The organism is Pseudomonas sp. SMSB3, from assembly GCF_052041965.1.
Taxonomy (GTDB): Bacteria; Pseudomonadota; Gammaproteobacteria; order Pseudomonadales; family Pseudomonadaceae; genus Aquipseudomonas.
Genome location: NZ_JBKGGV010000005.1, coordinates 89,319 through 113,800, shown reverse-complemented (window position 1 = coordinate 113,800; position 24,482 = coordinate 89,319). Strand labels below are relative to the sequence as shown.

16 protein-coding genes are annotated in these 24,482 nt (G+C 62.9%); 6 read left to right on the top strand and 10 right to left on the bottom strand.

Annotation, left to right across the window (positions count from 1 at the left end; translation table 11 throughout):
* The first annotated feature begins 314 nt into the window (after positions 1-314).
* On the top strand, positions 315-4,949 hold the full coding sequence (locus ACLEJW_RS10890) for a dermonecrotic toxin domain-containing protein (RefSeq protein ID WP_440777532.1): 4,635 nt from the start codon (positions 315-317) through the stop codon (positions 4,947-4,949).
* 122 nt (positions 4,950-5,071) lie between these two features.
* Positions 5,072-9,691, top strand: coding sequence for a hypothetical protein (locus ACLEJW_RS10885; RefSeq protein WP_440777531.1), 4,620 nt, complete (start codon positions 5,072-5,074; stop codon positions 9,689-9,691).
* 49 nt (positions 9,692-9,740) lie between these two features.
* On the opposite strand, the gene ACLEJW_RS10880 is transcribed toward ACLEJW_RS10885, so the two are convergent.
* The 5 genes from ACLEJW_RS10880 to gpmI all read right to left on the bottom strand — a co-directional run bounded on the left by ACLEJW_RS10880 (position 9,741) and on the right by gpmI (position 16,396).
* Positions 9,741-11,168: a trypsin-like peptidase domain-containing protein gene (locus ACLEJW_RS10880; RefSeq protein WP_440777530.1), complete on the bottom strand. Its 1,428-nt coding sequence runs from the start codon at positions 11,166-11,168 to the stop codon at positions 9,741-9,743.
* A 74-nt stretch (positions 11,169-11,242) separates the two neighbouring features.
* Positions 11,243-12,022 (bottom strand): divergent polysaccharide deacetylase family protein, encoded by a 780-nt coding sequence (locus ACLEJW_RS10875; RefSeq protein WP_145191394.1) that lies wholly within the window; start codon positions 12,020-12,022, stop codon positions 11,243-11,245.
* A 7-nt stretch (positions 12,023-12,029) separates the two neighbouring features.
* Positions 12,030-13,364, bottom strand: a complete 1,335-nt coding sequence (locus ACLEJW_RS10870) for a S41 family peptidase (protein ID WP_145191398.1) — start codon at positions 13,362-13,364, stop codon at positions 12,030-12,032.
* A gap of 79 nt (positions 13,365-13,443) precedes the next feature.
* On the bottom strand, positions 13,444-14,745 hold the full coding sequence (locus tag ACLEJW_RS10865) for a murein hydrolase activator EnvC family protein (RefSeq protein ID WP_313644433.1): 1,302 nt from the start codon (positions 14,743-14,745) through the stop codon (positions 13,444-13,446).
* 115 nt (positions 14,746-14,860) lie between these two features.
* Positions 14,861-16,396, bottom strand: a complete 1,536-nt coding sequence (gpmI, locus tag ACLEJW_RS10860; protein WP_313298144.1) for a 2,3-bisphosphoglycerate-independent phosphoglycerate mutase — start codon at positions 16,394-16,396, stop codon at positions 14,861-14,863.
* Positions 16,397-16,602: 206 nt separating this feature from the next.
* On the opposite strand from gpmI, the gene ACLEJW_RS10855 reads away from it, so the two are divergent.
* Genes ACLEJW_RS10855 through secB form a run of 3 tightly spaced genes read left to right on the top strand, consistent with a single transcriptional unit; the run spans position 16,603 to position 17,797 of the window.
* On the top strand, positions 16,603-17,016 hold the full coding sequence (locus ACLEJW_RS10855; protein ID WP_440777529.1) for a rhodanese-like domain-containing protein: 414 nt from the start codon (positions 16,603-16,605) through the stop codon (positions 17,014-17,016).
* 1 nt (position 17,017) lies between these two features.
* On the top strand, positions 17,018-17,272 hold the full coding sequence (grxC, locus tag ACLEJW_RS10850) for a glutaredoxin 3 (protein ID WP_145191410.1): 255 nt from the start codon (positions 17,018-17,020) through the stop codon (positions 17,270-17,272).
* A gap of 39 nt (positions 17,273-17,311) precedes the next feature.
* Positions 17,312-17,797, top strand: coding sequence for a protein-export chaperone SecB (gene secB / locus ACLEJW_RS10845; protein WP_145191413.1), 486 nt, complete (start codon positions 17,312-17,314; stop codon positions 17,795-17,797).
* A gap of 79 nt (positions 17,798-17,876) precedes the next feature.
* On the opposite strand, the gene trmL is transcribed toward secB, so the two are convergent.
* Complete coding sequence (gene trmL, locus ACLEJW_RS10840) at positions 17,877-18,338, bottom strand: tRNA (uridine(34)/cytosine(34)/5-carboxymethylaminomethyluridine(34)-2'-O)-methyltransferase TrmL (RefSeq protein WP_313298151.1); 462 nt, start codon at positions 18,336-18,338, stop codon at positions 17,877-17,879.
* Between trmL and ACLEJW_RS10835 the strand changes: the two genes are divergently transcribed.
* The gene (locus ACLEJW_RS10835; RefSeq protein WP_440777528.1) at positions 18,337-18,774 is read left to right on the top strand and encodes a hypothetical protein; all 438 of its coding nucleotides are present in this window, start codon (positions 18,337-18,339) and stop codon (positions 18,772-18,774) included. The genes trmL and ACLEJW_RS10835 overlap by 2 nt on opposite strands.
* 305 nt (positions 18,775-19,079) lie before the next feature.
* On the opposite strand, the gene ntrC is transcribed toward ACLEJW_RS10835, so the two are convergent.
* The 4 genes from ntrC to glnA form a co-directional block, all read right to left on the bottom strand.
* Entirely contained in the window at positions 19,080-20,516 is a 1,437-nt protein-coding gene (ntrC, locus tag ACLEJW_RS10830; RefSeq protein WP_313298159.1) for a nitrogen regulation protein NR(I), read from the bottom strand.
* Complete coding sequence (gene glnL / locus ACLEJW_RS10825) at positions 20,513-21,598, bottom strand: nitrogen regulation protein NR(II) (protein ID WP_313298162.1); 1,086 nt, start codon at positions 21,596-21,598, stop codon at positions 20,513-20,515. The genes ntrC and glnL overlap by 4 nt, the downstream gene beginning before the upstream one ends.
* Before the next feature lie 243 nt (positions 21,599-21,841).
* On the bottom strand, positions 21,842-22,759 hold the full coding sequence (gene aroQ / locus ACLEJW_RS10820; RefSeq protein WP_440777527.1) for a gamma subclass chorismate mutase AroQ: 918 nt from the start codon (positions 22,757-22,759) through the stop codon (positions 21,842-21,844).
* A gap of 136 nt (positions 22,760-22,895) precedes the next feature.
* Positions 22,896-24,302, bottom strand: a complete 1,407-nt coding sequence (gene glnA, locus ACLEJW_RS10815) for a type I glutamate--ammonia ligase (RefSeq protein ID WP_145191432.1) — start codon at positions 24,300-24,302, stop codon at positions 22,896-22,898.
* Positions 24,303-24,482 lie beyond the last annotated feature (180 nt).

Below are 24,482 nucleotides of genomic sequence, written 5' to 3'. Positions count from 1 at the left end.
GTTTACGAAGTGAGCCTCGATGGCTACCTGGCGCCGCCGAGCGAAGCCCAAGTCGAAGGCGACGCCCAGGTGCGCCAGCGCTTCTACCGCGCCGAGGTTTACCTGCACGACGGCAGCCAGGAATACGACCTGATGGGCTTCACGCCCGAGCAGATCGTGCGCGATGTGCTCGACCAGTTCGAAAGCCATCGGCAGGTACTGGGCCGCGTCTACAGCTGACGCCGCGGCCCATGCGCATGGGCGTAACTATCTAGCGCCATGCGCGCCGGAGCCAGCGCGACCTTGGAGGGCCATTTCCGACCAAGGTTGCGCTCATGTCCGCTACGTCCCCTGGCGACTTCAAAACCCTCGTTGCGCGGCAGTTCGCCACGCGTCCGACACTGCGATCGGTGCTGTCCCAGCAGTTGCTCGCCGTGCTCCAGCAAACCCATCCGCTGCTTCTGACCGTGCAGCCGGCGCTAGCGGATGCGCAAGCCATTCTGTTGATAAGCCCTGATCCGCTGCAGCCGTCCTGGTCCTCGCAACCGCTGCTGGAAGTGGCGATGCGGGCTGTCTTCGAGCAGCAGCCCATGGACTTTACGCCGGTAGCGGGGCGCCACTATCAGCTCAGCGTGGCAGCGCCTCATCGCTTCGCTCACGCCGATGACTCGTTGTCGTACGTGGCTCTGGGCAGTGCCGACGTCGCTCTCAATGCCTTGCTGGTCGAGCTGCCGCTATGGTTGCAGCAGGCGCAAATCGACTATTGGAATGCACAGGCAGGTGCAGGTGTGAGCCGCGAGCTGTGGTTGCAGGGGGTGTTGCAACAGGCCGTACTGCAAAACCTGCCGCTGCAGAGCCTGGATGAGGCGCAGCGACGTTGTCTGCGCGGGTTGCTCAAAGGCGGTCAAGCGGCGCCCCAGGCGTTCGCAGTCCAGGCGCAGCTGATCGACGGCGAGCACCGTCAGGTGGTTACCCTGCCCCAGCTTCTGGTCGTCGATGAGGTGGACGCGCGTCGGTTGATTCTCTGGTGCACGCCTTGCGGCGTGATTCGTGCCTTCGATACCTTCGAATCATTCAGTTCGACCTTGCTCGCACAACTGGCAGAACGGCACCGCTTCGAGCACATGGTCTGGGACCGGTATCTGCTAGAAGGTAACGTGTTCGCCTCCCAGGTCTGCCTGTTACTGGAAAGCCAGCTGCAGCACATTGCGGCGCTGCACTGGCAGCGGTTCGACGACATTGCGCACATGGAGCGCGTGCTGCATGCCCTGACCGACCCTGCGATGCACTTCATCCCAGGTTATATCCAGCCGGCGCCCGCCGGGATCCAGCTGCCACCGGGGCTCAGCCGCGCCAAGATGGCCGATAACGTCGCTTATCAGTCGGCGCTCCTGCAACTGGCCGTCGATCAGCAGGAGTCGGACGGCGTCGGTGCCCTCGATGGCATCCCTACCTTGCAGGCGTTCGCCAGGCAGCGCCTGGCACAACTGCTCACGGCCAACCACGGCCTTGACGCTGCCTACGACAGCGATGACATCGTGCTTGAACTCGCCATCGCCCGGGGTGTGCCAGGTGGCGCCGGAGTAGGACCTGGCGGCGGTGAGAGCCTGGAGTCCCTGGGTTCGAAAAGCCTTACCGAGTTTGCCATCGGCAATCTGAGCGCGTTGCATGGAGCGTTCATCAAGAGCGTCACTCATCGCACTGGCCTGCCGCTTCCCCAGAGCCTGGATGCGCAAGCGATCAAGCGCATGGTCACCGATGCCGACGTCGGCGGGCGCTATCCGCGCCTGGTTGCGCAGCAGCTCGATGAGCGCAGTGTACGCCCTGCGCGAGTGCGACGCTTCGCCCGCGAATGGCGTAACGACCTGGCCTTTCAGGCACTGGCGGCGAAATTGGACAACCGCCTGAGCGACACTGGCCTGCAGGTGGTTACCGACTATTGCCTCGGCCACGTCGATCTGCAAACCCCTGGGATTGCCCTGATACCGCTGGCTTTCAAACGGGCGGCGGCCTCGAAGCAACGCGATGTGGTCCGGGGCGCCTACCTGCTGTTTTCAGCTGAACCTGCCAAACTGCTGCTGTACTGCCCGCTGTTTGCACCGCCTCTTCTGCGCGAGTACTCGAGCTTTGCCGAGCTGCTCGCGGCAGTGCGCACCAGCCCGACGTTACAGAAGAACCTTCTGGCCTGGATGGCGCCTGAAGTGCAAGACATCTACGGCCAGGGCGGCTTTGCCGAGCCGCACATCGCCGAGCTGGGTATCGACCCGTTCAATCTGCCAGAGACGCCCGACCCGGCCAACCTCGACATCCGCCTATGGCTGCATCAAGTGGATGAAAAGCTCTATTCGGCCAACCGTGATCTACTGCTCGAGCTGGCACAGCTGCACTCGACGTCGACGGCGCAAAGCCGCTGGCAGAGCCTGGCTGAAGGCGCGTGGTTGCTGTTCAACACCGCCACCCTGCTGATCCGTGGTCCCATCGCCAGCGTGGCCTGGCTGATCCAACTGCTCGAAAGTCTGGATGATGACCTGGGCGCGCTGGGCGCCGGCAGTGATTTTGAACGAGGGGCCGCTGCCGTGGACGTACTGCTCAACCTGGGTATGGCATTGCTGCATCAGCATGCGCCTCCATTCCCTGGCGGCGCTATGCAACCGCCGCCGCGCCCCAGGTTGCTGGGCAGCAGCGAGCGCTTTGGCAGTGCGAGCGGGGCGCAGGCCACACAGGGCAAAGTGGTGCTGCAAGGCCCGTCATTGCTCGCCACCAGTCAACTGGACATGCGCCCGCGTGGCAACCAAGGGTTCAACTTTCTCACGGCGCAGAACAAGCAGGCGCTGCGCCGGATGCGCGTGAATGTTTCGCTCGATGCGTTGCAGCCGGTTGCCAGCGGCACGCGACAAGGTCTGTATGAAGTGGATGAGCGGTTGTACCTGGCCATGGCTGGCATGACCTTTCGGGTTGGCTTCACAGAGGGTGGCATCAGGGTTTTCGACGGCGATCAACTGACCGGCCCCTGGCTGGAGTTCCAGGCCGGCGCCTGGCGTATCGATCGAGCGATGCGTGGCGTTGGCGGCATGCCCAAACGTCGGGTGGAACGCCTGCGCGAGGCCAACGCTGCGCGGCAGGAATCGCTCAACTCGACCGAAGCCAGTCTGTTGCGCGAAATCAACGCGCTGGTGATCGATTTCAATAAGCACCGGGCTTTCCTGGTGAAGGCTGTGGAGGAGCTCTCGAGCTATTCAGGCACGCCGGGGGCGCCTGCGCAGCAGATACTCAGCAACATTGCCAAGCAGGCGCGGCTGCGGGTCGTCGCTGATTTGAAGAGCATGGTCGACAAGGGCTTCGCCCATGATCAGGTCGTCTCGCAGATCGCCCGCACGGGACGCCCAGCGCTGGACATGCAAGAGGCCATCCGCAGGCAGCGCAACGCCACCCGCTACGATTTGATCGAGCGCTGCACGGTGTATAGCCGAGAGCTGAACGTCCTGATCGCTGAGGCAAACCTGCAGCAGCTGGGCGATGCCATCGCCGTGTTACCTGAGAGCGAATCTGAAAAACGCAGCTATCAAACGTTTTATCAGCAGGTTGAAGCGGTGGTGGGGTGGCGCACCGAGCTGGTGGATCTGCTGGCCCGTTTCGACAGGGTGCTGGAAGACTCCCTGGCCGACCGCCTGGTAGCGTTCAGGAATGAAGAAACCGGGGAGAGAATCAACAAGGAGGCATGGCTTGGGCAGATCATCCAGGAGCGTCGGTTGACCGCTGTCGACCATGCCTTCGGGCTGTTGATGGACCTTGCCGAAGCCAGCTTGAACCGCCTGGCGGCAGTCGACGAGCAGGTTCTGGTGGACTATGCGGACTATCTGTCCAACCCCGAGCTTCGCAGCTCCGGCAGCGCCCATGGCGAAGCTGCGGCTGAGCCGGACCTCAAGGAACGCGTTGAGATTCTCAGCGGTGTTCTTCAGGACTACAAGCAGGCCGAAGCGATGAGTGGCTATTTGACCAGCCTGGGCGGCGAAGCGGTCCGGCAGGAACCACTGGCAGCCTATCGCCGAGTCTTGAAACAGCTGATCGACGTTGCCCAGGAGGATCTCGATCAGGCCGTGCGGGAAACGGAGCTGGCCGAACCTCGGCAGCCGCGGTTACCGGTGTACGCGAGCCGTGGCGGGCGCCGCAAAGTCGTGACCACCCGGCGGGGACACAGGGTCGTCGCCGAGGAAGCGGAGGTCGATGGACACACTGTGGTCCGGCAGCTGGATTTTCGCAAAGCGGTGCTGAAAACGTTCCATCAGCAAGATGGACGCTGGGTGGAGGACAGCGCAGCGCTGCCCCTCACCCCAGAGCCGGTGCCTGAAACTCTGGCATCGGTTTCTGCCGCACGCGCTGCCAGCTTGCTGGGGCAGGTCGAAAAAGTCATTGGCTTGGCCAGGCAATACTTCAAGGCCGACGAGCCGCGTGGACTGGAAACCGTGATCGACGGCCACATCAACAAACTGACCGAGTTGTCGGCCAAGCTGCCTGATCAGCACAACGAATCATTGCTCGAACGCCTGGGAGACGGTATTGACCGGCTGCACAATGCCCGTGCCGACATGCTGCGCGGCCTGTACCTGTCGACACGCCATCCCACGGCGCAGAGCCTGCGCTTTCTGCTGCAGCATGAGGCGGTCACGGTCAGCCGTTCGCAGGCCCGCAAGGCGACCCTGGCGGGTGATTACCTGGACATCTACGAGGTCCGCCGGCGCGCCGTCGGCGCCCAGACCCAAGGCAAAGGCCTATGGGAGGCTCACTTTCATTACCCCGAAGCGACCACGCCTGCGCTGGCCTTCAGCAAAGGCCACTTGAAGATCTGGTCAGAACGCAAACTCGGTCGCGAGGCGCAGATGCGCGCAGCACAGACCCGAAACGAGCTGTTGTTCATCTACCGCGGCGACCTGAAGGCGGACCAGGTATCTGACCTGTTCCCGTTCGAGTGACCGCTCGGCACGTGCCGCAGGCAGCCAGCCTGCGGCGCTGCGCTGAGCCGCTGCAATAACTACCGCTAGCCGGCCAGCGTCGCGTCTTATGGTCCGATGCTTCATGTTCATGGAGTATCGTCATGCCGCTCACCTCACCTGTCGCCACCACGCTCAAAGAAGCCGTGGCGGCCCAGTTCGCGTACCGCCCGACCTTCCGCCACACCCTCAGCAAAGCGGTGCTTGAGGCGGTGGCGAGGCGTTTTCCCGACAAGGCCAACGTCACTGTCGATCATGACAGTCAAGAGCCGTATACGCTTTATCGCCGCAACCAGCAGGGCAAGCTACGCCCTGAGCGGTTGCTCGATCTGTTGCTGAAGGCTTACCTGCAAGGCATCACGATAGCGTTCGGCGAGCACGACAAGCTGTTGCTGCAAGGCTACGACAGGTCATTGCTGGACGCTGTGTTCGAGAGCACTCCAGGGGGTACCCCGCCGGATGAAGGCGCCATGCTCGCGCTAAAGGACCTGAACGATGACCTCAACGCGGCGTTGGCTGGCTTGATGTCGGCATTCCAACAGGCCCAGGTGCGCTTCTGGAATGAAGACGATGCGATCATCCCAGTGACCACCGGCATCGGTCGCCATGGCTGGATGCGCCAGGTCTTGCGGGCCAGCTTGCTCGGCGCAGCGCAATCGTCCGAGCTCGCAGAGGAGGAAAAGGCCTGCCTCTATGAAGTGCTGCTGAACGCGCCGGACAAGCCGGCGGTGGCCGCCATCGAACTCGAATATTCCGTCGGTGCAGAGCGCTTTACCCATGCACTGCCGGATTTGCTGATCGAAGCCGAACGGGAAACGCGCGGCCTGGTGATCCATTGCATGCCAGGTCGCTTTGCCGCATTCGACTCGCTGGGCGATTTCGAGGCGCATCTGGCCAGCCAGTACGCCGCAGCCGAGGACACGCCCCTGAGCTGGCGCCGCCTTGCCTTCGAGGGTGATGCATGCCTGCAGCAATCGGCACTCTTGCTTGAAGGCCTGCTCGATGCTGTGCAGCGGCTGCGGCTGTCGTCGATAACCGACATTCGGACACTGGAGCAGGCATTGTCGACGCTGACCGACCCGGCGACGCGTTTTCTCAATGACCATTATTTCCCGGTGGACGCTGAGCGCCCGGCGCTGCCGCAATGGCTGCTGCAAGCCACAGACGCCGACCAGTTCGAGTATCAGGTAGCGTTGCTTGATCTGGCGATCGGGCACGCACTGGCAGGCGGTCGCTCGTCTCTGGAGGGTGTGCAAGACCTGCATGGCTACGCTGCCAGGCGCCTGCGCGAGGAATTGCTCAAAGACTATCCCACTGAAGCCAACTACTTTCCCGACGACCTGCTGTTGCAGGTTTCCATTCCCGACCCGCTGCTGGACAAGGAGCTGCCCGTGCGTCTCCAGCCCGCTGGCAGCCTGAGTCTGACCGAATTCGCCATAGGCCGGCTCGACGGCTTGGACAATGCGGTCATCACCGGCATCAGCCATCGCCATGAGCAGCTGATCATGCCGTGGATGACGCCCGTCTATGCCGTTGAGCTGGTCGAGCGCGTCGACGTCGGTGGCGTTTATCCAGGGCATGTCGCGGCGCTGCTCGACGAGCCACAGCAACAGCCGGCGCGCATAGCCCGCTTCGCCAGGGAGTGGCGCAGTGCGCTGCTGTTCGACGCGCTACGTGGCAAAGTCGAGGGAACGCTGGATACCCCCTGCTGGCAGGCGCTTGCCGAGTTCTGTCGCAGCGGTCGCGACCTCAGGGCTAACCTGAGCCTCGCGCCGTTGGCGTTCCGGGCTGCGCCCGACAGCCGTCAACGTCACAGCGCTGCCTGCATGTACGTCATCACCCTGCAGCAACCCTCGGCAGTCTTGCTCTATCGCCCGCTCTACCGCGAAGGGACGCTGCTCCGATATGCCGACAATGCCGCGCTGATGGCAGCGCTCAGCCAGGCGGGCGCGCTGCAGGATAGCGTGCTGGAATGGCTGCCGCCTTCGGCGTATAGCACCTACGCCAATGGTGGTTTCGTGGAACCGCACCTGCGCCGGGTCATCTTCGATACCTCGCTCTGGCCAGAACCGGTCGAGCCCGTGCAACTGGCACTGAGCGCCTATCTAGCCGACATCGACACGCGCCTGTATCAGGACAAGCGCCAGGCCCTGCTGGCCATGGCTGAGCGCCAATCGCTGTCGAACGCCGAACAACGCTGGCGTGTGGCCAAGCGTTTCGCCTGGATGCTGTTCGACCTGGTAGCGCCGGTGTTGCCTGGGCCTTTGGGTAAGGTCGCCTGGGTGGTGGGCTTGCTGGCGCCACTGCTGCAGGCGGGCAGTGGCAAGCAGCAAGAGGAGGCAAATACGCTGCTTGGCGTGAACCTGGCAGCGAGTCTGGCGATGAGCGTACTGCACGCGCGTCTGCCACGACCGGTAATGCCGCCCAGCCCCCGACCCGCCTCGGCAGTTGCTCTGACCGGCGAGCCTCTGCCACGCCTGCCGATGATGCCGGCACCCGCCGCTGCACACGGTCTGGCCAACGCGCCGCTGCCGGCCCAGGCCAAGTACCTTGAAATCGGGCACGGTTGGGGCGCAGGCCCCTTGGCGCAACAGGCTGCGCTGCAGCCCTACCAGGCGCACGTAGACCTGAGCGCCGCGGTCTATGCCAATCGCCTCTATTACCTGGATGAACGCTTCTACGCCGAGCTCTACGGAAAATATTACGAAGTGGGGCACGATCAAGGCGGGCGACGCATTCTCGGCCCGTCCGGCAACTGGGGCCCTTGGCTGTTCGACGACGGCAGCCGGTTGCGGGTACGCATCGATGGTTTCGCCTGGGGCGGGCAGTCTGGCCGCAAAGGCGCTGCTCAGGTGGCGCGTGACCAGCGCAAGTTCGACCAGATGGCCGCGCGCGTGGCTCAGTGTTTCAGAGCCATTGACGACAATCTGCCGCTATTGCGCGAGCGCTTCGATGCCGAAGTGACGCGGTACCAGGAAATGCTCGATGTGCAGGAGCGTCGTGACACCGCCGCGCTCAACAAGGCAGGCCTGGACGAGGAAAAACTGCAGAAGTTGCTTGTGCTGTTTTCCGAGAAGATCGACCTCAAGCTGCAGGAGTACCAGCGTGCCCGGGCCGAGTACGTCAACGGGTTGGAAGCTGACATTGCCCAGCTCTCGATAATTCTCGACACCGTCGATCAGCAGCTTGACCTGCAACGGCGGCGCAACGTGGTGGTCGAGCAGAGCGTCGATGATCTGCTGGTCACGCGTACCCGCGCCCGCCAAGGCCTTACCAAGAGTGCCTGGGGCGCCTATTTCCGGCTGTTGGCGACCATCGACTATCCGTTGCTGGCGCGTATGGAAGCCAATGTCGCGGCGACCGGCTGGCCCGAGTTGAAGGCACGCATGCGCAAGATGCTGCCGATCCAGGCTCGGCTTATCGAGCTCAGCACCTTGCTCGACCACTCTATTCCTTTGATTGCAGAAGACACCGTGGTCGCCATGCTTGGCGATCAGCAGCAAGTCATGCGGGATGTCAAAGGGCAGCGGGAATCGACCACCGTGAACCTGTTGATCATCCAGGCGCACTTCTACAAGACGTTGGCCTTGCATTATGAATTGGGTTTGTCCGAGCGCCTGCAACATTACCGGATGAACCTGATGGGGCCGAATTTGATGCTTGCGGCGTTCGCCCATGTCGAAGTGCAACGTGGCAATCTGCTGGGCACCGCGCGCACCGAGGTGCTGCAAAGTGCCTGGGAGGAATACAGTGCCGCATTGATCGACTGCATCGACATCAAGCGCGACGGCGGTGAACTGGTCGACGTCTCCATGCTCGAAGCGCTCGAACAGTCGCTCCAGGCTTTGAAAAGGGATGCGGGTATGCGCCTGGGGTCGAGCGTCGAGCCCGAGGTGCTGCCGTACACCAGTAGCAAACAGCCCCGCGAAGTGGCTTACCTGGACAATGGCCAGATCGTGGTCGGAGACCGGGTGGAAATAGACGGTCGACCACGGTTGGAGATCCGCAATCTGGTAACCGGCAAGGTCACGACTCACTTCGAGTGGGTCGACGGCAGGTGGGCACCGCCAAAACCGCCAGCTCCGGTGGGCAGTGGCCAGCAGGGCGAGGCCGCGCAAGCCAAGGCGGCGCTGGTGGCCAAGGCAGTGGCGGTGCTCGCTGCCGACAAACCCGTTCAGGCGACCGCCGAGCAATACCTGGCTCAGCACGTCAGCCACCGTGTACTGGAGCGGCTGGTCGATGGCCACATCGCCGAGCTGCAGCGCCTTAGCGATAGCCTGCAAGACGATGCCGGCTTCACGGCGCGCAAGGTCCGCGAGCAGCTGGCCGCCTGGCCCGAGCGGCGCCGCACGTTACTGGTGCAGCTATTTGCGCAGACACGCTTTCCCGATGCCCAGGCGTTGCGTTATCTGCATGAGCAGAAGCTGTTGAAGATCGACTACACCGGCAAGCGCCATCCTTATCGCGACGGGTCATTCGACGACTATGAAATACGCCTGCTGAAAAAGCCGGGTGATAGCCGCGGCAAGCTGATCTGGGTGGCGCACTTTCACTACCCGCGTCAGGACACGCCGGCCACGCAATTCACCGTAGGCCATTTGAAAACCGCGCAGCAGCGCAGCTACGGACCTGCCGAAGAAGTGGAGCTGGCCAAACTGGGCCAGTGGGTGCACCGCGGGCCGCTGCTGTACTCGCAGGTCAAGGACATCATTGCGTTTCTGTAAACGCGCAAGGGTGGCGGTCGTGCCGCCGCCCTTGTCGATGCTCTGCCTGTCAGTTGTCAGCGCGGGCAATCACATCGGTGCGCGGGGCAGAGCTTTCGCGCAGCCCGTCGATTGCAATGGTGCAGAGCGTGAGGGGCAACCTGTTCGCCTTGAACACGAAGCGCTCATGCGGGACCGGCCCGTAACCCCGCGGATCCGCGCAGTCCGTCGTTTCTGGGGCGCCGCGCTTGGCCCGATAACGCACGATATGCGGCGGATCGGTCACCCAATTGACGACGGCGTCGCCATTGGGCTTGTAGTCGACTTGCACCTTTGGAGCAGCCACTGGGCCTGCGGGCAGCAGCTGCATGGGGACGCTCAGGGCGTTGGCCATCAAGCCCGGCCAGGATAGCTGCTCAGCCGAGTCTACCCCGACTACGCACAGAAACTGCCATCCCGCCTGCGGCTCGAGCGGCGCCTGAATCAGACCGATTTCGCTGTCGATGCTACCGCTGTAGCCTGCAGGTGCTTCGCACGCCAGCGGATCGTCGACCGATTTGAAGCGGTATCGTGGTGTGTCGATGGTGAAGTTGAAATTCCAGGTTGGCGCGGTGACCTGCCCCTGATCATTCACCTGCAAGCGATCAAGGGCCTTGAAGGTGTCCACCTCAGTCTGAGTCAGCTGGAAGCCGGGCAGTAGCGTACAGCTCGGCAGGTCTGGGATGACGTGGCCGGCCGCGAAACAGCCCTGCAGGCGTTGTACCGGTACCGCCGCCACGCCCTCGTCTAGCAAACTGTTGACCGCGCTGAGCAACGCGTTGCTACCACGCTCGAGAACGGGACTGCCGGAGGCGCCTTCGCCTGCTCCAGCGCAGTCATTCTGCGTGAGGTTGCGCCAGACCCACGGTGCTTCCATCAGCCAGGGCAGGCTTTGCTGGGTGCAGGTAGAAAGCCGCAGGCCGCGGTCAGCCGCTGTGGTCTCGCCCACCATCAGTACCGCGCTGCCATCAGCCGCTGCCGGGCCTAATGTCAGCGGCTGTATACCCTGATCGAGGAGCTGTTCGAGGCGTGCATCGAGTTCGAGCAGGGCCAGGTCGCTGCCCTGCATGCTGCTCCAGACGATGCGCCGTACCGCGACGGTCGGCCGCTCGCCTTCGGTATCGGCAAAGAAGTTGAAAACAAGGCTGGCCTCAAGCGGCGCATCCTGGACGATGGCACCGTTGCGCTTGCTGGCACAGTGACCTGCGGTGACCACGTAGGCGGGGCCGGTTGCCTGGCCTGGCTCTGAACGGGTGTCGAGCAACGAAGCGATGCACTGGCGTTGATCGGGCAGCTGCAAGCGCCCGATGCCGCTCCAGTGCGCATTCTCACCCTGGCTGTTGTTCAGCACGTGCGGCGTGGCGCGCGCTGGCAAGCCCTGCCCGTAGTCGGTCGCGGTCACTGCCATGGGCAGACAGCCCAGCGCAAGCGCCAGGCCCGCTGTGCACGATGTGTTCATGTTGATGCCTCCGTTGCAATGGAGGCGCTAATGTCGGGCAAGCCGACGCTGGGCTCGCGGTAGATAGAGCTGTGTCAGCGCGGCGGCACGGCGTTGCTGTAGCGCCCTTTGTGACCATGGGCGGGCATCGCCAGGTTGCCGCGCTCGGCGATCATCTGCTGCAAGCCGATCAACTGCACGCCCTGGTGCTGCAACTGCGGCAGGGCCTGTTCCAGTACTGCCAGGGTTTGCGGGTAAGGGTGTCCGATGAGCACGGCCGAGCCCTGTTTGCGCGCCAGCGCGATGCCTTGCTGCAACTGCCCGGCAATGGCCTCGGGGGTACGCACGTCATCGAGGAACACATCGCGCGACACATGCGCCAGCCCTTGTGCCTGCGCCTGGGCGGCCGCCACGGTGGCAGCGCTGGTGCGGCTGTCGACGAAAAACAGCTGGCGGCGTTGCAGTTCGGCCATCAGCCAGGTCATCGGCTCGCGCTGGGCTGTCATGCGGCTGCCCATGTGGTTGTTGATGCCGGCGGCGAAAGGCACCTTGTTCAGCGCCGCGTCCAGGCGGCGGGACAGTTCTTCAAGGGCGATGCCAGGATGCCAGGCATAGGGGCCGGTCGCCGGGTCCATCGGCATGTGCAGGATCACCGTCTTGCCAGCCTTGTGGGCCTGTCGAGCGAAATCGCTGGCGTGCGGTGTGTCGGGCATGATCGCCATGGTGATCGGCCCGGGCAGCGCCAAGGTGCGATTGTCGCGTTCGCTGCTCTGGCCCAGATCGTCGATGATGATGCTCAAGTAGGCCTTGCTGACGGGCGCCGCTTGCGCGACGCCTGCCAGCAGGCAGCACAGCAGAAACAGCCAATGGCGCATGTCGGGCTCAGCTGCCCTTGGTGATGTTCAGGCCCTTGAGCAGGCTCAGTGCCTGGCTCAGCTGGAAGTCGTCATCCTGCGGGCGTTCCTTGCGCTTGCTGCTGCCGGTCGGGCGGTCGGCGCCGCCGTTGCCGTTGCCCAGATGGCCCTTGAGGTCGGCTTCCTTGAAGTTGTCGCTGTCGCTGGCATCGGCTGTCAGCTTCGCAGGACGCACTTCGATGTCTGGCACGATGCCCTGAGCCTGAATCGAGCGGCCGTTGGGCGTGTAGTAAAGCGCCGTGGTCAGTTTCAGCGCACGGTCGTTGGCCAACGGCAACACCGTTTGCACCGAGCCTTTGCCGAAGCTGTCGGTGCCCATCAGCACTGCACGCTTCTGGTCCTGCAGGGCGCCGGCGACGATCTCCGAAGCCGACGCACTGCCGCCGTTGATCAGCACCACCAGTGGCACGCCTTCGCTGGCGTCGGCCGGGTCGGCCGAGAAGCGCAGCTCGGAGTTGGCGATGCGGCCCTTGGTGTAGACGATCAGGCCCTTGGTCAGGAAATGGTCGGCCACTTCGACCGCCGATTGCAGCACCCCGCCTGGGTTGTTGCGCAGATCAAGCACCACCCCGCGCAGCTTCTTGCCGTTGTCCTTGCGCAGCTTGGCCAGGGCCTTGCCGACTTCGTCGCCGGTCTTGACCTGGAACTGGGTGATACGGATATAGCCGTAGTCGTTTTCCAGCAGCTGGCTCTTGACGCTCTTGACCTGGATCACCGCGCGGGCGAGGGTCACATCGAAGGGCGTGCCGCCATCGCGGATCAAGGTCAGGGTGATCTTGTCGCCGACCTTGCCTCGCATCTTGTCGACCGCTTCGGTCATGCTCTGGCCGCGGGTGGGGGCGCCATTGATCTTGACGATCAGGTCGCCGGCCTGCACGCCGGCACGCGAAGCCGGTGTGTCGTCGATCGGCGAGACCACCTTGATCATGCCGTCTTCCTGGCCTACTTCGATGCCAAGACCACCAAACTCGCCGCTGGTGCTTTCTTGCAGCTCCTGGAAGTCTTCCGGGCCCAGGTAGGCGGAGTGCGGGTCGAGGTTGCTCAACATGCCTTTGATTGCATTCTCGAGCAGGGTCTTGTCGTCCACTGGTTCGACGTAAGCCGCCTTGATGCGGTCCATGACCTCGGCGAAGGTGCGCAGTTCTTCCAGTGGCAGCGGCGCCTTGGCCGTCGCCTCGGTCGCTGGCGCAGCGCCCGACTGGGCAGCCGGGGCCTTGGCGGGCTCGGCGGCGCTAGCCAGGGGCGCAGCGATCGCCAGGGCGACGGTCAAGGCCAGCAGGGTAAGGCGTGGCGAGTGCAGCATGTCGAACGAACTCCTGATCCTGTAAGCGCTCCCTGCGGAGCATCGGTGCAGCGCCTGGCGCTACGCCGTATGAAGTGTTTCAGCCGCGGCACCATTGTGAAGGATCGGTAGGCCGGCCCTGCTGGCGGATGGCGAAGTACAAACCTGCGCTGTCTTGTCCGCCGCTGTCGCCAACGGTGGAGATGGCGTCGCCGGCCTTGACGATGTCACCGGCACTCTTGAGCAGGCTCTGGTTGTGGCCGTACAGGCTCAGGTAACCATTACCATGGTCGAGAATGACCAGAAGTCCAGCGCCACGCAACCAGTCGGCGAATACCACCCGCCCACCGTGTACGGCACGTACCTGGGTGCCAGGGCTGGCGCCGATCATCACGCCGTCCCACTTGGCCCGGGCATCGCTGCCACGGGCATCACCGAAGCGTGCCAGCAATCGACCATTGACTGGCCAAGGAAGTTTTCCCCGCGCAGCGGAAAAAGCACCGCCGTAGTTGGCGCCGTCACTGGACACCAAGGGGCCGAGGGTGGTGCGCGCCTTCTTCGGCGGCTCGGCAGGTGGGGTGTCGTTGTTCGCGCGGGCGGCCAGGGCCTCCTGTTGGCGGCGCTTTTCCGCCTCCTGCTGGGCGAGCAGGGCTTTCTGACGCGCTTGCTCGGCTTCGCGGGCCTGGCGAGCGAGGGTTTCCTCGATGGTCTTGAGCACCTTGGCCAGGTCTGCCTGGTCTTGCTGGCGGGCCTGGAGCTTCTGGTCGCGGTCTTTCACATCGCTGTTGAGCTTGGCCAGCACCTGCTGACGCTTGCTGCGCTCGGCATCGAGCGCCTCGCGGCGGCTGTCGAGGTCGCTGCGTTGGGCCAGCAGTTGCTGCTGCTGGCGGGCGATGTCCTGCTCGACACCGGCCAACTGGCGAAGGGTCTGGTTGAAGGCGTTGAGCTGCTCCAGGCGGGCCTTGCTCAGGTAATCGTAGTAGGAGAGGGTGCGAGCGAATTTTTCAGGGTTCTGCTGATTGAGCAGCAGCTTGAGGTATTCCTCGCGACCGTTGTTCTGGTAGGCCGAACGGGCCTGGATGGCGATCAGCCGCTGTTGTTCAACGCGGGCGCTCTGGAGTTTTTTTTTCTCGGTATCAAGGCGCTCCAGCTCGCCCTCGGTCTTTTTTAGTTCTTGTTGCAGGGCCTCCACCTGCTTCTCCAGATTGCCGATGTCGGTTTCGGTGCTCTTGAGGTCTTTCTGCACGCCAGCTTTTTCTTCCTGGAGCTTGCCGAGGGTTTTCTTGAGCTCGGCGATATCCTGGCGGGTGGCGTCCAGTTGCTGCTGGGTCTGCGCACGCTCATCGGCAAAGGCCGGGCTGAGCAGGCAGGACAGGGCGATGGGGATCAGGGCGCGTAGCATGGGGTTTGGCGTACCGGGGATGGAGACGTGGCTAGTATGGAGGAGCTGCAAGCGTCAAGCTACAAGCGGCAAGAAAAACCACGCCACGGCGGGTTGGTACTTGCCGCTCGCCATGTCAGGCGTCGACCAGGATCGAAGTGCCAGTCATTTCCGCGGGCTTTTCCAGGCCCAGCAGCTTCAGCATGGTCGGTGCCACATCGGCCAGAACGCCGCCTTCGCGCACCCGCACCTGGCGCTTGCCGACATAGATGAAAGGGACTGGCTCGCTGGTGTGGGCGGTGTGCGCCTGACCGGTGCTCTCGTCTTCCATCTGCTCGACGTTGCCGTGGTCGGCGGTGATCAGGGCCTCGCCGCCGACTTTGTCGAGCGCCTCGACGATGCGACCGACGCAGGTATCCAACGCTTCGACGGCCTTGACGGCAGCATCGAACACGCCGGTATGGCCGACCATGTCGCCGTTGGCGTAGTTGACCACGATGACGTCGAAGCGCTGCTGCTCGATGGCCTCGACGATGCGGTCGGTCACTTGCGGCGCGTTCATCTCAGGCTGCAGGTCGTAGGTGGCCACCTTGGGCGATGGAATGAGGATGCGTTCTTCACCCGCGAACGGCTCTTCACGGCCACCGGAGAAGAAGAACGTCACGTGCGCGTACTTCTCGGTTTCGGCGATGCGCAGCTGGGTCTTGCCATTGTTCGCCAGGTATTCGCCCAGCACGTTGTGCAGGCTTGACGGCGCGAAGGCGGCCGGCGCCGCGATGTTCGCCGAATACTGGGTCAGGCCGATATATGCGGCCAGCTTGGGCAGGCGCGCGCGCGGGAACTCGGTGAACTGCGCCTCGACGAAGGCGCGCGACAGTTCGCGGGCGCGGTCGGCGCGGAAGTTCATGAAGATCACCGCATCGCCGTCTTCGACCGGCGCTGCCTCGCCGATGCGCGTGGCTTTGACGAATTCGTCGTTTTCGCCACGCGCATAGGCCGCTTGCAGGCCTGCCTGGGCGCTGTCTGCGCTGAACTCGGCGGCGCTGTCGACAATCAGGTTGTAGGCGGCGCTGACGCGGTCCCAGCGATTGTCGCGGTCCATGGCGAAGTAGCGACCGATCAGCGTGGCGATGCGCCCTTTGCCCAGTTTGGCGAAGGTTTCATCGAGCAGCTCGATCGAAGATTGCGCGCTGCGTGGCGGCGTGTCGCGACCATCGAGAAACGCGTGCAGGTAGATCTTCTCGGCGCCGCGCTGGGCAGCCAGCTCAGCCATCGCGACCAGATGGTCCTGGTGACTGTGCACGCCACCGTCGGACAGCAGGCCCAGGATGTGCACGGCCTTGCCAGCACCCACGGCCTTGTCCACCGCACCGGTCAGAACCGGATTGGTGAAAAACTCACCGTCCCGTATGGCCTTGGTGACACGGGTGAAATCCTGATAGACGACGCGTCCTGCGCCCAGGTTCATGTGACCGACTTCAGAGTTGCCCATCTGCCCGTCCGGCAGGCCGACATCCATCCCGGAGCCGGAAATCAGGCCGTGCGGCTGGGTGGCGCGCAGGCGGTCGTAGACCGGCGTGTTGGCGGCGTAGATGGCGTTGTATTCAGGGCTTTCGCTGTGACCGAAGCCATCCAGGATGATCAGGACCAGGGGTTTGGGCGTACTCGTCATCAATCAAACTCACGGTTGTTCAAAGATGATAAAGACACGCATTTTAGGGCAAATACGCCACCTGCGGCGAATATTCCTCCTGCGCCCCGACCAGCGCAGGCGGCCGGGCAAGATGAAGCCGCACCTGCCGCCGGCCCGTCGGGCTTTGGTGGCACTGGGGGGCTGTGTATACTGGCCGGCATTTTCAATCGCCTGGAACACCGCTGATGGTTGCTCACCTGATTCAATTCGCAACGGATCACTACATCCTGGTTGCGATCTTCGTCGTGCTGCTGGTCGCTCTGCTGGTCAACGAAGTCCGCCGTGGCGGCCAGAGCCTGAGCAACGGCCAGCTGACCGCACTGGTCAATGCTGACAAGGCCGTGGTCATCGACATTCGCCCGCCCAAGGAATACGCCGCAGGGCACATCGTCGGTGCGCTGAACATCCCGCAGGACAAGCTGGTCAACCGCATGTCCGAGCTCGACAAGCACAAGGACAAGACCCTGATCGTCGTTGACGCGATGGGTCAACAGTCCGGCACCCTCTGCCGCGAGCTGCTCAAGGCTGGTTACAACGCCGCCAAACTCAGCGGTGGCGTTTCCAGCTGGAAAGCCGATAACCTGCCCCTGGTGAAGTGATATGAAGCCCGTCATCGTTTATTCCAGCGACTACTGCCCCTACTGCATGCGCGCCAAGTACCTGCTCGAAAGCAAGGGCGTGGCCTTCGAGGAAATCAAGGTCGATGGCAAGCCGCAGGTCCGCGCCGAAATGAGCCAGAAGGCCGGGCGTACTTCGGTGCCGCAGATCTGGATCGGCAGCACCCATGTCGGTGGATGCGATGAGCTGTATGCCCTGGAGCGCGCCGGCAAGCTCGACGCCCTGCTCACGGCCTGATTTGCACCGCACAGAAAACATTAGGATTAAGGATCTGCCATGACTGACCAACAGACCAACGGCGCTGCTGCAGAAGACAACAGCCCTCAGTTCTCCCTGCAGCGCATCTACGTGCGCGACCTGTCGTTCGAAGCCCCGAAAAGCCCGCAGATCTTCCGCCAGCAGTGGGAGCCGAGCGTAGGGCTGGACCTGAACACCAAGCAGAAAGCCCTGGAAGGCGACTTCCATGAGGTGGTGCTGACCCTGTCGGTGACCGTCAAGAACGGTGAAGAAGTGGCCTTCATCGCCGAAGTCCAGCAGGCCGGTATCTTCCTGATCAAGAACCTCGACGCGGCCTCGATGAGCCACACCCTGGGTGCGTTCTGCCCGAACATCCTGTTCCCATACGCCCGCGAAACCCTGGACAGCCTCGTCACCCGCGGTTCGTTCCCGGCGCTGATGCTCTCGCCAGTCAACTTCGACGCCCTGTACGCGCAGGAAATGCAGCGCATGCAGGAAAACGGCGAAGCACCCGCCGCGCAATAATCCTGCCGGTAGCAAAAAAGCGCCTTGCGGGGCGCTTTTTTATTGGTTGCACGGTAAGCAGGTTGCCCCAGGTGAGCGGTCAGCTGCCAACGAAACCGTTCTGCCGCCAGGCTTCGTAAACGGTTACCGCCACGGTATTGGACAGGTTCAGGCTGCGGCAGCCTGGTTGCATGGGCAGGCGCAGGCGCTGTTCGGCTGGCAGGCTGTCCAGCACCTCGGCTGGCAAGCCACGGCTTTCTGGGCCGAAAACAAACGCGTCGCCGGGTTGGTAGGCCACCTCGTGGAACGGGTGCGAACCCTTGGTGGTAAAGGCGAACAGGCGCGGATGGCCGAGGCTTTCCAGGCACGCCGCCAGGCTCTGGTGGCGCTTGAGCGTGGCATACTCGTGGTAGTCCAGGCCGGCACGGCGCAGGCGCTTGTCGTCCAGCTCGAAGCTGATCGGTTCGATCAGGTGCAGGGCGCAACCGCTGTTGGCGCACAGGCGGATGATGTTGCCGGTGTTGGGTGGAATTTCTGGTTGGAAAAGGATGACGTGAAACATGCACGGCTCCAAGCGTGAAGATGACGAGCATTCTACCCCTGAACCGGACCTGCGTTCGAAGGCCTGGCCGCGCATGCTGTTTTCCCTGGCATTGTTCGGAGTGCTGGTGGGCCTGATGATCGGCCGCCTTACCGCGCCTACCGAGCACCGGCTCGAGCGGGTAGAGGTGGTGCAGGATGGCTTGAACCTGTGGTTCAACGCGCAGCCGAGGCTGCATGGCGAGCATGTCGAAGGGACGCTCGCGCTGTTGTTCGAGGCCAAGGGCATGGCCCAGCGCGGTCAGCTCGACCTGTCGGGTAAACCGGTGAGTTGGCGAGTGCAGCAGAGTGACAAGGGCTTGTTGCTGACGGTGGTCGCCGCCCGTCCCCTGCAAGGGCAGTGGACCGCTGCAGAGGACGCTGGCGGCTGGCGTGTGCAGCTGAAGCTGCGCGAATAAAAGAGGGGATGTCCCGGCCTGCCTGTACCGAGGTCCCCAAAGCTGGCGGTGCTGCGAATAAAAGAGGGGTCATCCGGCCTGCCTGTACCAGAGCCCCCGAAACTGGGTATGCAAGATCTATTGCAGGGGTCGTGCCAGTTTTGCGAAAGCCCGTTTGATCGGGGTTTCACGGTGATTGCGCCAGTTTTTGAGGGGATTCGTGCCTTGCACAGGTGCATGTTGCACATGATCGGTGCAGGGTGCGGCAGAAATGACTGGGGCTGCGTATCCGCAGCCCCAGGCGTCCCTGCTTGTCGAGCGTCCACTCAGTGCTCGTCGTCGCCCTCTTCATCGGCCCCATCGACATTCATGCCCAGCTCCTTGATCTTGCGGGTCAGGGTGTTGCGCCCCCAGCCCAGCAGGATCGCCGCATCACGCCGCCGCCCGGCGGTGTGCTTGAGCGCAGTCTCGATCATGATCCGTTCGAAACTAGGTACCGCGCTGTCGAGCAGATTGGATTGCCCGCGCGCCAGCGCCTGGTCCGCCCACTGCCGCAAGGCCTGTTCCCAGTTGGTGACGGGCGCTGCGTCCTGCGGCAGGTTGAGCAGCTCTGGCGGCAAGTCACCGATCAGCACTTCACGGCTGGAGGCCATGACGGTGATCCAGCGGCAGGTGTTTTCCAGCTGGCGCACATTCCCCGGCCAGGGCAGGTTGCGCATGAACTCCTCGGTTTCCGGCTTCAGCAGCTTCGGTTCGACCGACAACTCCTGGGCCGCGCGGCCCAGGAAGTGCCGGGCCAGTGCCGGGATGTCCTCGCGCCGGTCTGCCAGGCGTGGGATATGAATGCGGATCACGTTCAGGCGATGGAACAGATCTTCTCGGAACTTGCCGGCAGTCACCAGCGATTCCAGATTTTGATGCGTCGCCGCGATGATTCGCACATCGACTTTCACCGGCACATGGCCGCCGACGCGATAGAACTCGCCGTCGGCCAATACGCGCAGCAGCCGGGTTTGCGTGTCGGCAGGCATGTCGCCGATTTCGTCCAGGAACAGGGTGCCACCGTCAGCCTGCTCGAAGCGTCCGCGGCGCAAGTTGGCGGCACCTGTGAACGCGCCTTTTTCGTGGCCGAACAGCTCGGACTCCATCAGGTCCTTGGGGATGGCGGCCATGTTCAAGGCAATGAACGGCGAGGCCGCACGCGGGCTGTGGCGATGCAGGGCGTGCGCCACCAGCTCCTTACCGGTGCCGGATTCGCCGTTGATCAACACCGTGATGTTGGAATGGCTGAGGCGACCGATGGCACGGAACACCTCCTGCATCGCCGGCGCTTCGCCGATGATCTCCGGCGTGCGCGCCAGCGCTTGCGGCACATCCAGGCCCTGCTGCTCCTGGGCGTGCTGGTTGGCGCGCTTGACCAGCGATACCGCTTCGTCGACATCGAACGGCTTGGGCAGGTATTCGAAGGCGCCGCCCTGATAGGACGCCACGGCGCTGTCCAGGTCGGAATGGGCGGTCATGATGATGACCGGCAGACGCGGATGCTGTTCGCGGATCTGCGCCAGCAAGTCGAGGCCACTGGCGCCGGGCATGCGGATGTCCGAGATGATCACATCCGGCTGCTGGCGGGCCAGGCGGCCCATGACACCGTCGGCGCTGTCGAAGCTCTGGGTGACCATGCCTTCTTGCTGCAGGGCTTTTTCCAGGACCCAGCGGATGGAGCGATCATCATCGACGATCCAGACGGTTTCACTTCGGCTCATGGGGCGGTGGCTCCTTGTTCCAGGGGCAGGAAGATCGAAAAGGCGGTGTGGCCTGCGTGGCTTTCACATTCGATCAGGCCCTGGTGCTGGCTGATGATGTTCTGGGTGATGGCCAGTCCGAGCCCGGTACCGTCCGGGCGACCGCTGACCATGGGATAGAAGAGCGTGTCTTGCAGTTCTGCGGGAATGCCGGGGCCGTTGTCGATGATCTCGATCCGCGCCGCCAGGCGATGGCGTACATGGCCAATGGTGAATTGGCGCACGGCGCGGCTGCGCAAGGTGATGCGGCCCAGGCGCAGCTCGTTCTGCGAGCTGATCGCCTGCATGGCGTTGCGCACGATATTGAGCACCGCCTGGATCATTTGCTCGCGATCGATGAGCACGTCCGGCAGGCTAGGGTCATAATCGCGCACCAATGTGATGCAGCCTTGGCTCTCTGCTTCGACCAGGCTGCAGACGCGCTCCAGCACTTCGTGGATGTTGGTCATGCTCAGCGACGGCAGTTTGTTCGAGCCGAGCATGCGGTCGACCAGGTTACGCAGCCGATCGGCTTCCTCGATGATCACGTTGGTGTAGTCGCGCAAGCCGTCTTCAGGCAACTCGCGGGCCAGCAATTGCGCAGCGCCGCGGATGCCACCTAGCGGATTCTTGATCTCGTGGGCAAGCCCGCGCACCAGCATCTTGGTGGTTTCCTGCTTGCTCAGTTGGGCCTCTTCCTTGGTGATGCGCAGCAACCGATCACGCGGGTGCACCTCCAGCAACAGCAGGGTATTGCCCTGGTGCAGGATGGGCGTCACGGCATAGTCGACGGTAATGGTCTGCCCGGTCAGAGAGGTCAGCTGCGCTTCGCGCTTGGTGAAGGGATGCGCTTGCTCCACGGCCTGGCGCAGGGAGTTGAGCGCCTCGGTCGACTCGGTGAACAGCTCGCTGATGAACTGCCCATGGCTGCGCTGACCGCTGACTGCCAGGAGCATTTCGGCGGCCGGGTTCATGTACTCCAGGCGCAACTCGGCATTGAGCAACAACGTCGCGGTGGTCAGGTTGTCCAGAAGCAGTCGGTGCTGTGCATCGCTGATGGTCATAAGGCGTCGTTGACCTCTTGAGGCGCATGGCTGGCTGTAGCGTGGCGGACTGTGGATCCGCTGATACCAAAAAAATGCAAGAACCAAACCAAAGCTCTGAAACGATGCAAATATTCCGGCACGCCGAGCGAAATAGGCGCATGTTCGGATCTGCGAGCGGGGGTTAAATCGTTTCAGTGCACGCTTGTGGGCTTGCAGGATAGGTTGCGGCTCAAGCGTGCACCAATTTAGAGCATAGCGCTCTCAAGGATTAGGGCAGAGATTTCCTGTCGCTCGAATCATTGCGTGTTTGAAATACGCACCGCCACCGCGCCGCTCAAGCGCAGCGGCCAGTTCGGCCTGGCACTGTGTGCCGAGCGTGGAATCGAAGCTGCTGAGCGCTGTGAGCAACTGCCGTTGCAATTCGTCCAGTTCAGGCCTGATCTGGCTGGCCAAGTCGCGCCGAGGGCTGGCGGGCGCCGCCGACTGAACATGCCATTGCTGCAGCAGCGAGTACTGCAAGAGCTTGCTTGCCTCCATCTGATCGATGAAAAACAACTCCGCTCGCTCGGGGCTGCTGCCTTGACGGTGCGCGGCCCGTCGTACCGAGCGGCGTATCAGGTGCTCGCGCTGGCCGTCCAGCACAGGTTGTTGTCGGTCCCACTTGTGCAGCGCTACCGCTTCGGTCAGCGCCAAGCGCCGCTGGATAAGGTTGAGCAGGGTCGCCAGTTGAACCGGTTCGGCGCTCGCAGCACGGCACCCATCCTCTCCCAACTTGGTGCGTGGTGCTGTGCTATCGGCCTCGAAAACCAGTAACTGAGCAGGCAGCGCTGCGGTACGGCCGCGGTGCTGCAGGTCCACCACCTCGGCCAAGGTGTCCCCTGCGCGGGCGATGATGCGCTCGCCCGCGCGCGTCTGGACTTCGATCTCGCCACTGACTACGTAGCCCAAGCCCAACGTTTGATGGCAATGGAATTCGAGCGTCGTGTACGGGGGGATGTCGATGCGTGTCAGCGACAGGGCCGGTGTCCCGGTGGGGTAGTGGGTGAAGGCATCGCCATTCCAGCTACTGCTGGTGCGCAGCAGTACTTCTGCCGTGGCGCTGCCGGGCGCTGGGGCAGACGTGGTGCAGCCGCTGGCCAGGAAAAGCGATGCAAGAAGGGTGAAGGAGCGCTTGGGCATGGGCAGTCTCGAATGAAGGGTAAGCCCTCACCCTGCACATCCAGGCTGCATTAGTCTGTCAGGCATTTCCCACGCAATAAAAAAGGCCTCCCGAGGGAGGCCTTGTGCTCATGCCGGCTGCGTGCAGCCGAGCACCTTAGCAGCTGTAGTACAGCTCGTATTCCAGCGGGTGCACGAAGGTGCGGACCTTGATTTCTTCTTCGCTCTTCAGCTCGATGAAGGCATCGATGAAGTCGTCGGAGAACACACCGCCTTTGGTCAGGAACGCGCGGCCTTTGTCCAGCTCTTCCAGGGCTTCTTTCAAGCTGCCGCAAACCTGCGGGATGTCCTTGGCCTCTTCTGGCGGCAGGTCATACAGGTTCTTGTCAGCGGCATCGCCTGGGTGAATCTTGTTCTGGATGCCGTCCAGGCCAGCCATCAGCAGGGCTGCGAAAGCCAGGTACGGGTTGGCCGATGGGTCCGGGAAGCGCGCTTCGATACGGCGGGCTTTCGGGCTACCAACGTATGGAATACGAATCGAGGCGGAGCGGTTGCGTGCCGAATAGGCCAGCATCACCGGCGCTTCGAAGCCAGGGACCAGACGCTTGTAGGAGTTGGTCGACGGGTTGGTGAAGCCGTTCAGGGCTTTACCGTGCTTGATGATACCGCCGATGAAGTACAGGGCGGTTTCGGACAGACCGGCATAGCCTTCGCCGGAGAAGGTGTTCTTGCCGTCTTTCCAGATCGACATGTGCACGTGCATGCCCGAACCGTTGTCACCGTACAGCGGCTTCGGCATGAAGGTGGCGGTACGGCCGTAGGCGTCGGCGACGTTGTGCACCACATACTTCAGCGCCTGGACTTCGTCGGCCTTCTTCACCAAGGTGTTGAACTTGACGCCGATTTCGTTCTGGCCGGCAGTGGCCACTTCGTGGTGGTGAACTTCGACGGTCTGACCCATTTCTTCCAGTGCGTTGCACATGGCAGTACGGATTTCGTGGTCATGGTCGAATGGTGGAACTGGGAAGTAACCACCTTTGACGCCTGGACGGTGGCCTTTGTTGCCGCCTTCGACGTCTGCGCCAGTCATCCACGAGCCCTGCTCGGAGAAGATCTTGAACATGGAGCCGGAAATGTCGGACTGGAACTTCACTTCGTCGAAGATGAAGAACTCAGGCTCTGGACCGGCGAACACGGTGTCACCGATGCCGGTGCTCTTGAGGTACTCTTCAGCGCGCTTGGCGATCGCACGTGGATCGCGATCGTAGCCTTGCATGCTCGAAGGGTCGACGATGTCGCAGGTGATGATCAGGGTTGGTTCTTCGGTGAACGGGTCCAGGACGGCAGTGTCGTCAACCGGCATCAGGATCATGTCGGACGCTTCGATGCCTTTCCAGCCAGCGATGGAGGAACCGTCGAACATCTTGCCGACTTCGAAGAAATCGTCTTCCAGCGCGTCGCGCGCCGGCATGGTCACGTGGTGCTGAGTGCCCTTGGTGTCCGTGAAACGCAGGTCAATCCACTTGACGTCATTATCTTTGATGAGTTGAACCGACTTCGACATGTTGTCCTCCGGATGGTCTAGAGCGCGGTTGGCCGCTGCCCTGGAAAATGGTGTTGCCGGGCGCGGATAGTCGGCCAAGCTTACCTGCCTCACAAGGGAGCAAATTGCATGCCAGTGCCCGAAAATGGCGAGGCCGGGATAAAAGGGGGCGTTTGCGGGCATTTCGGGCAAAGGCGTGGC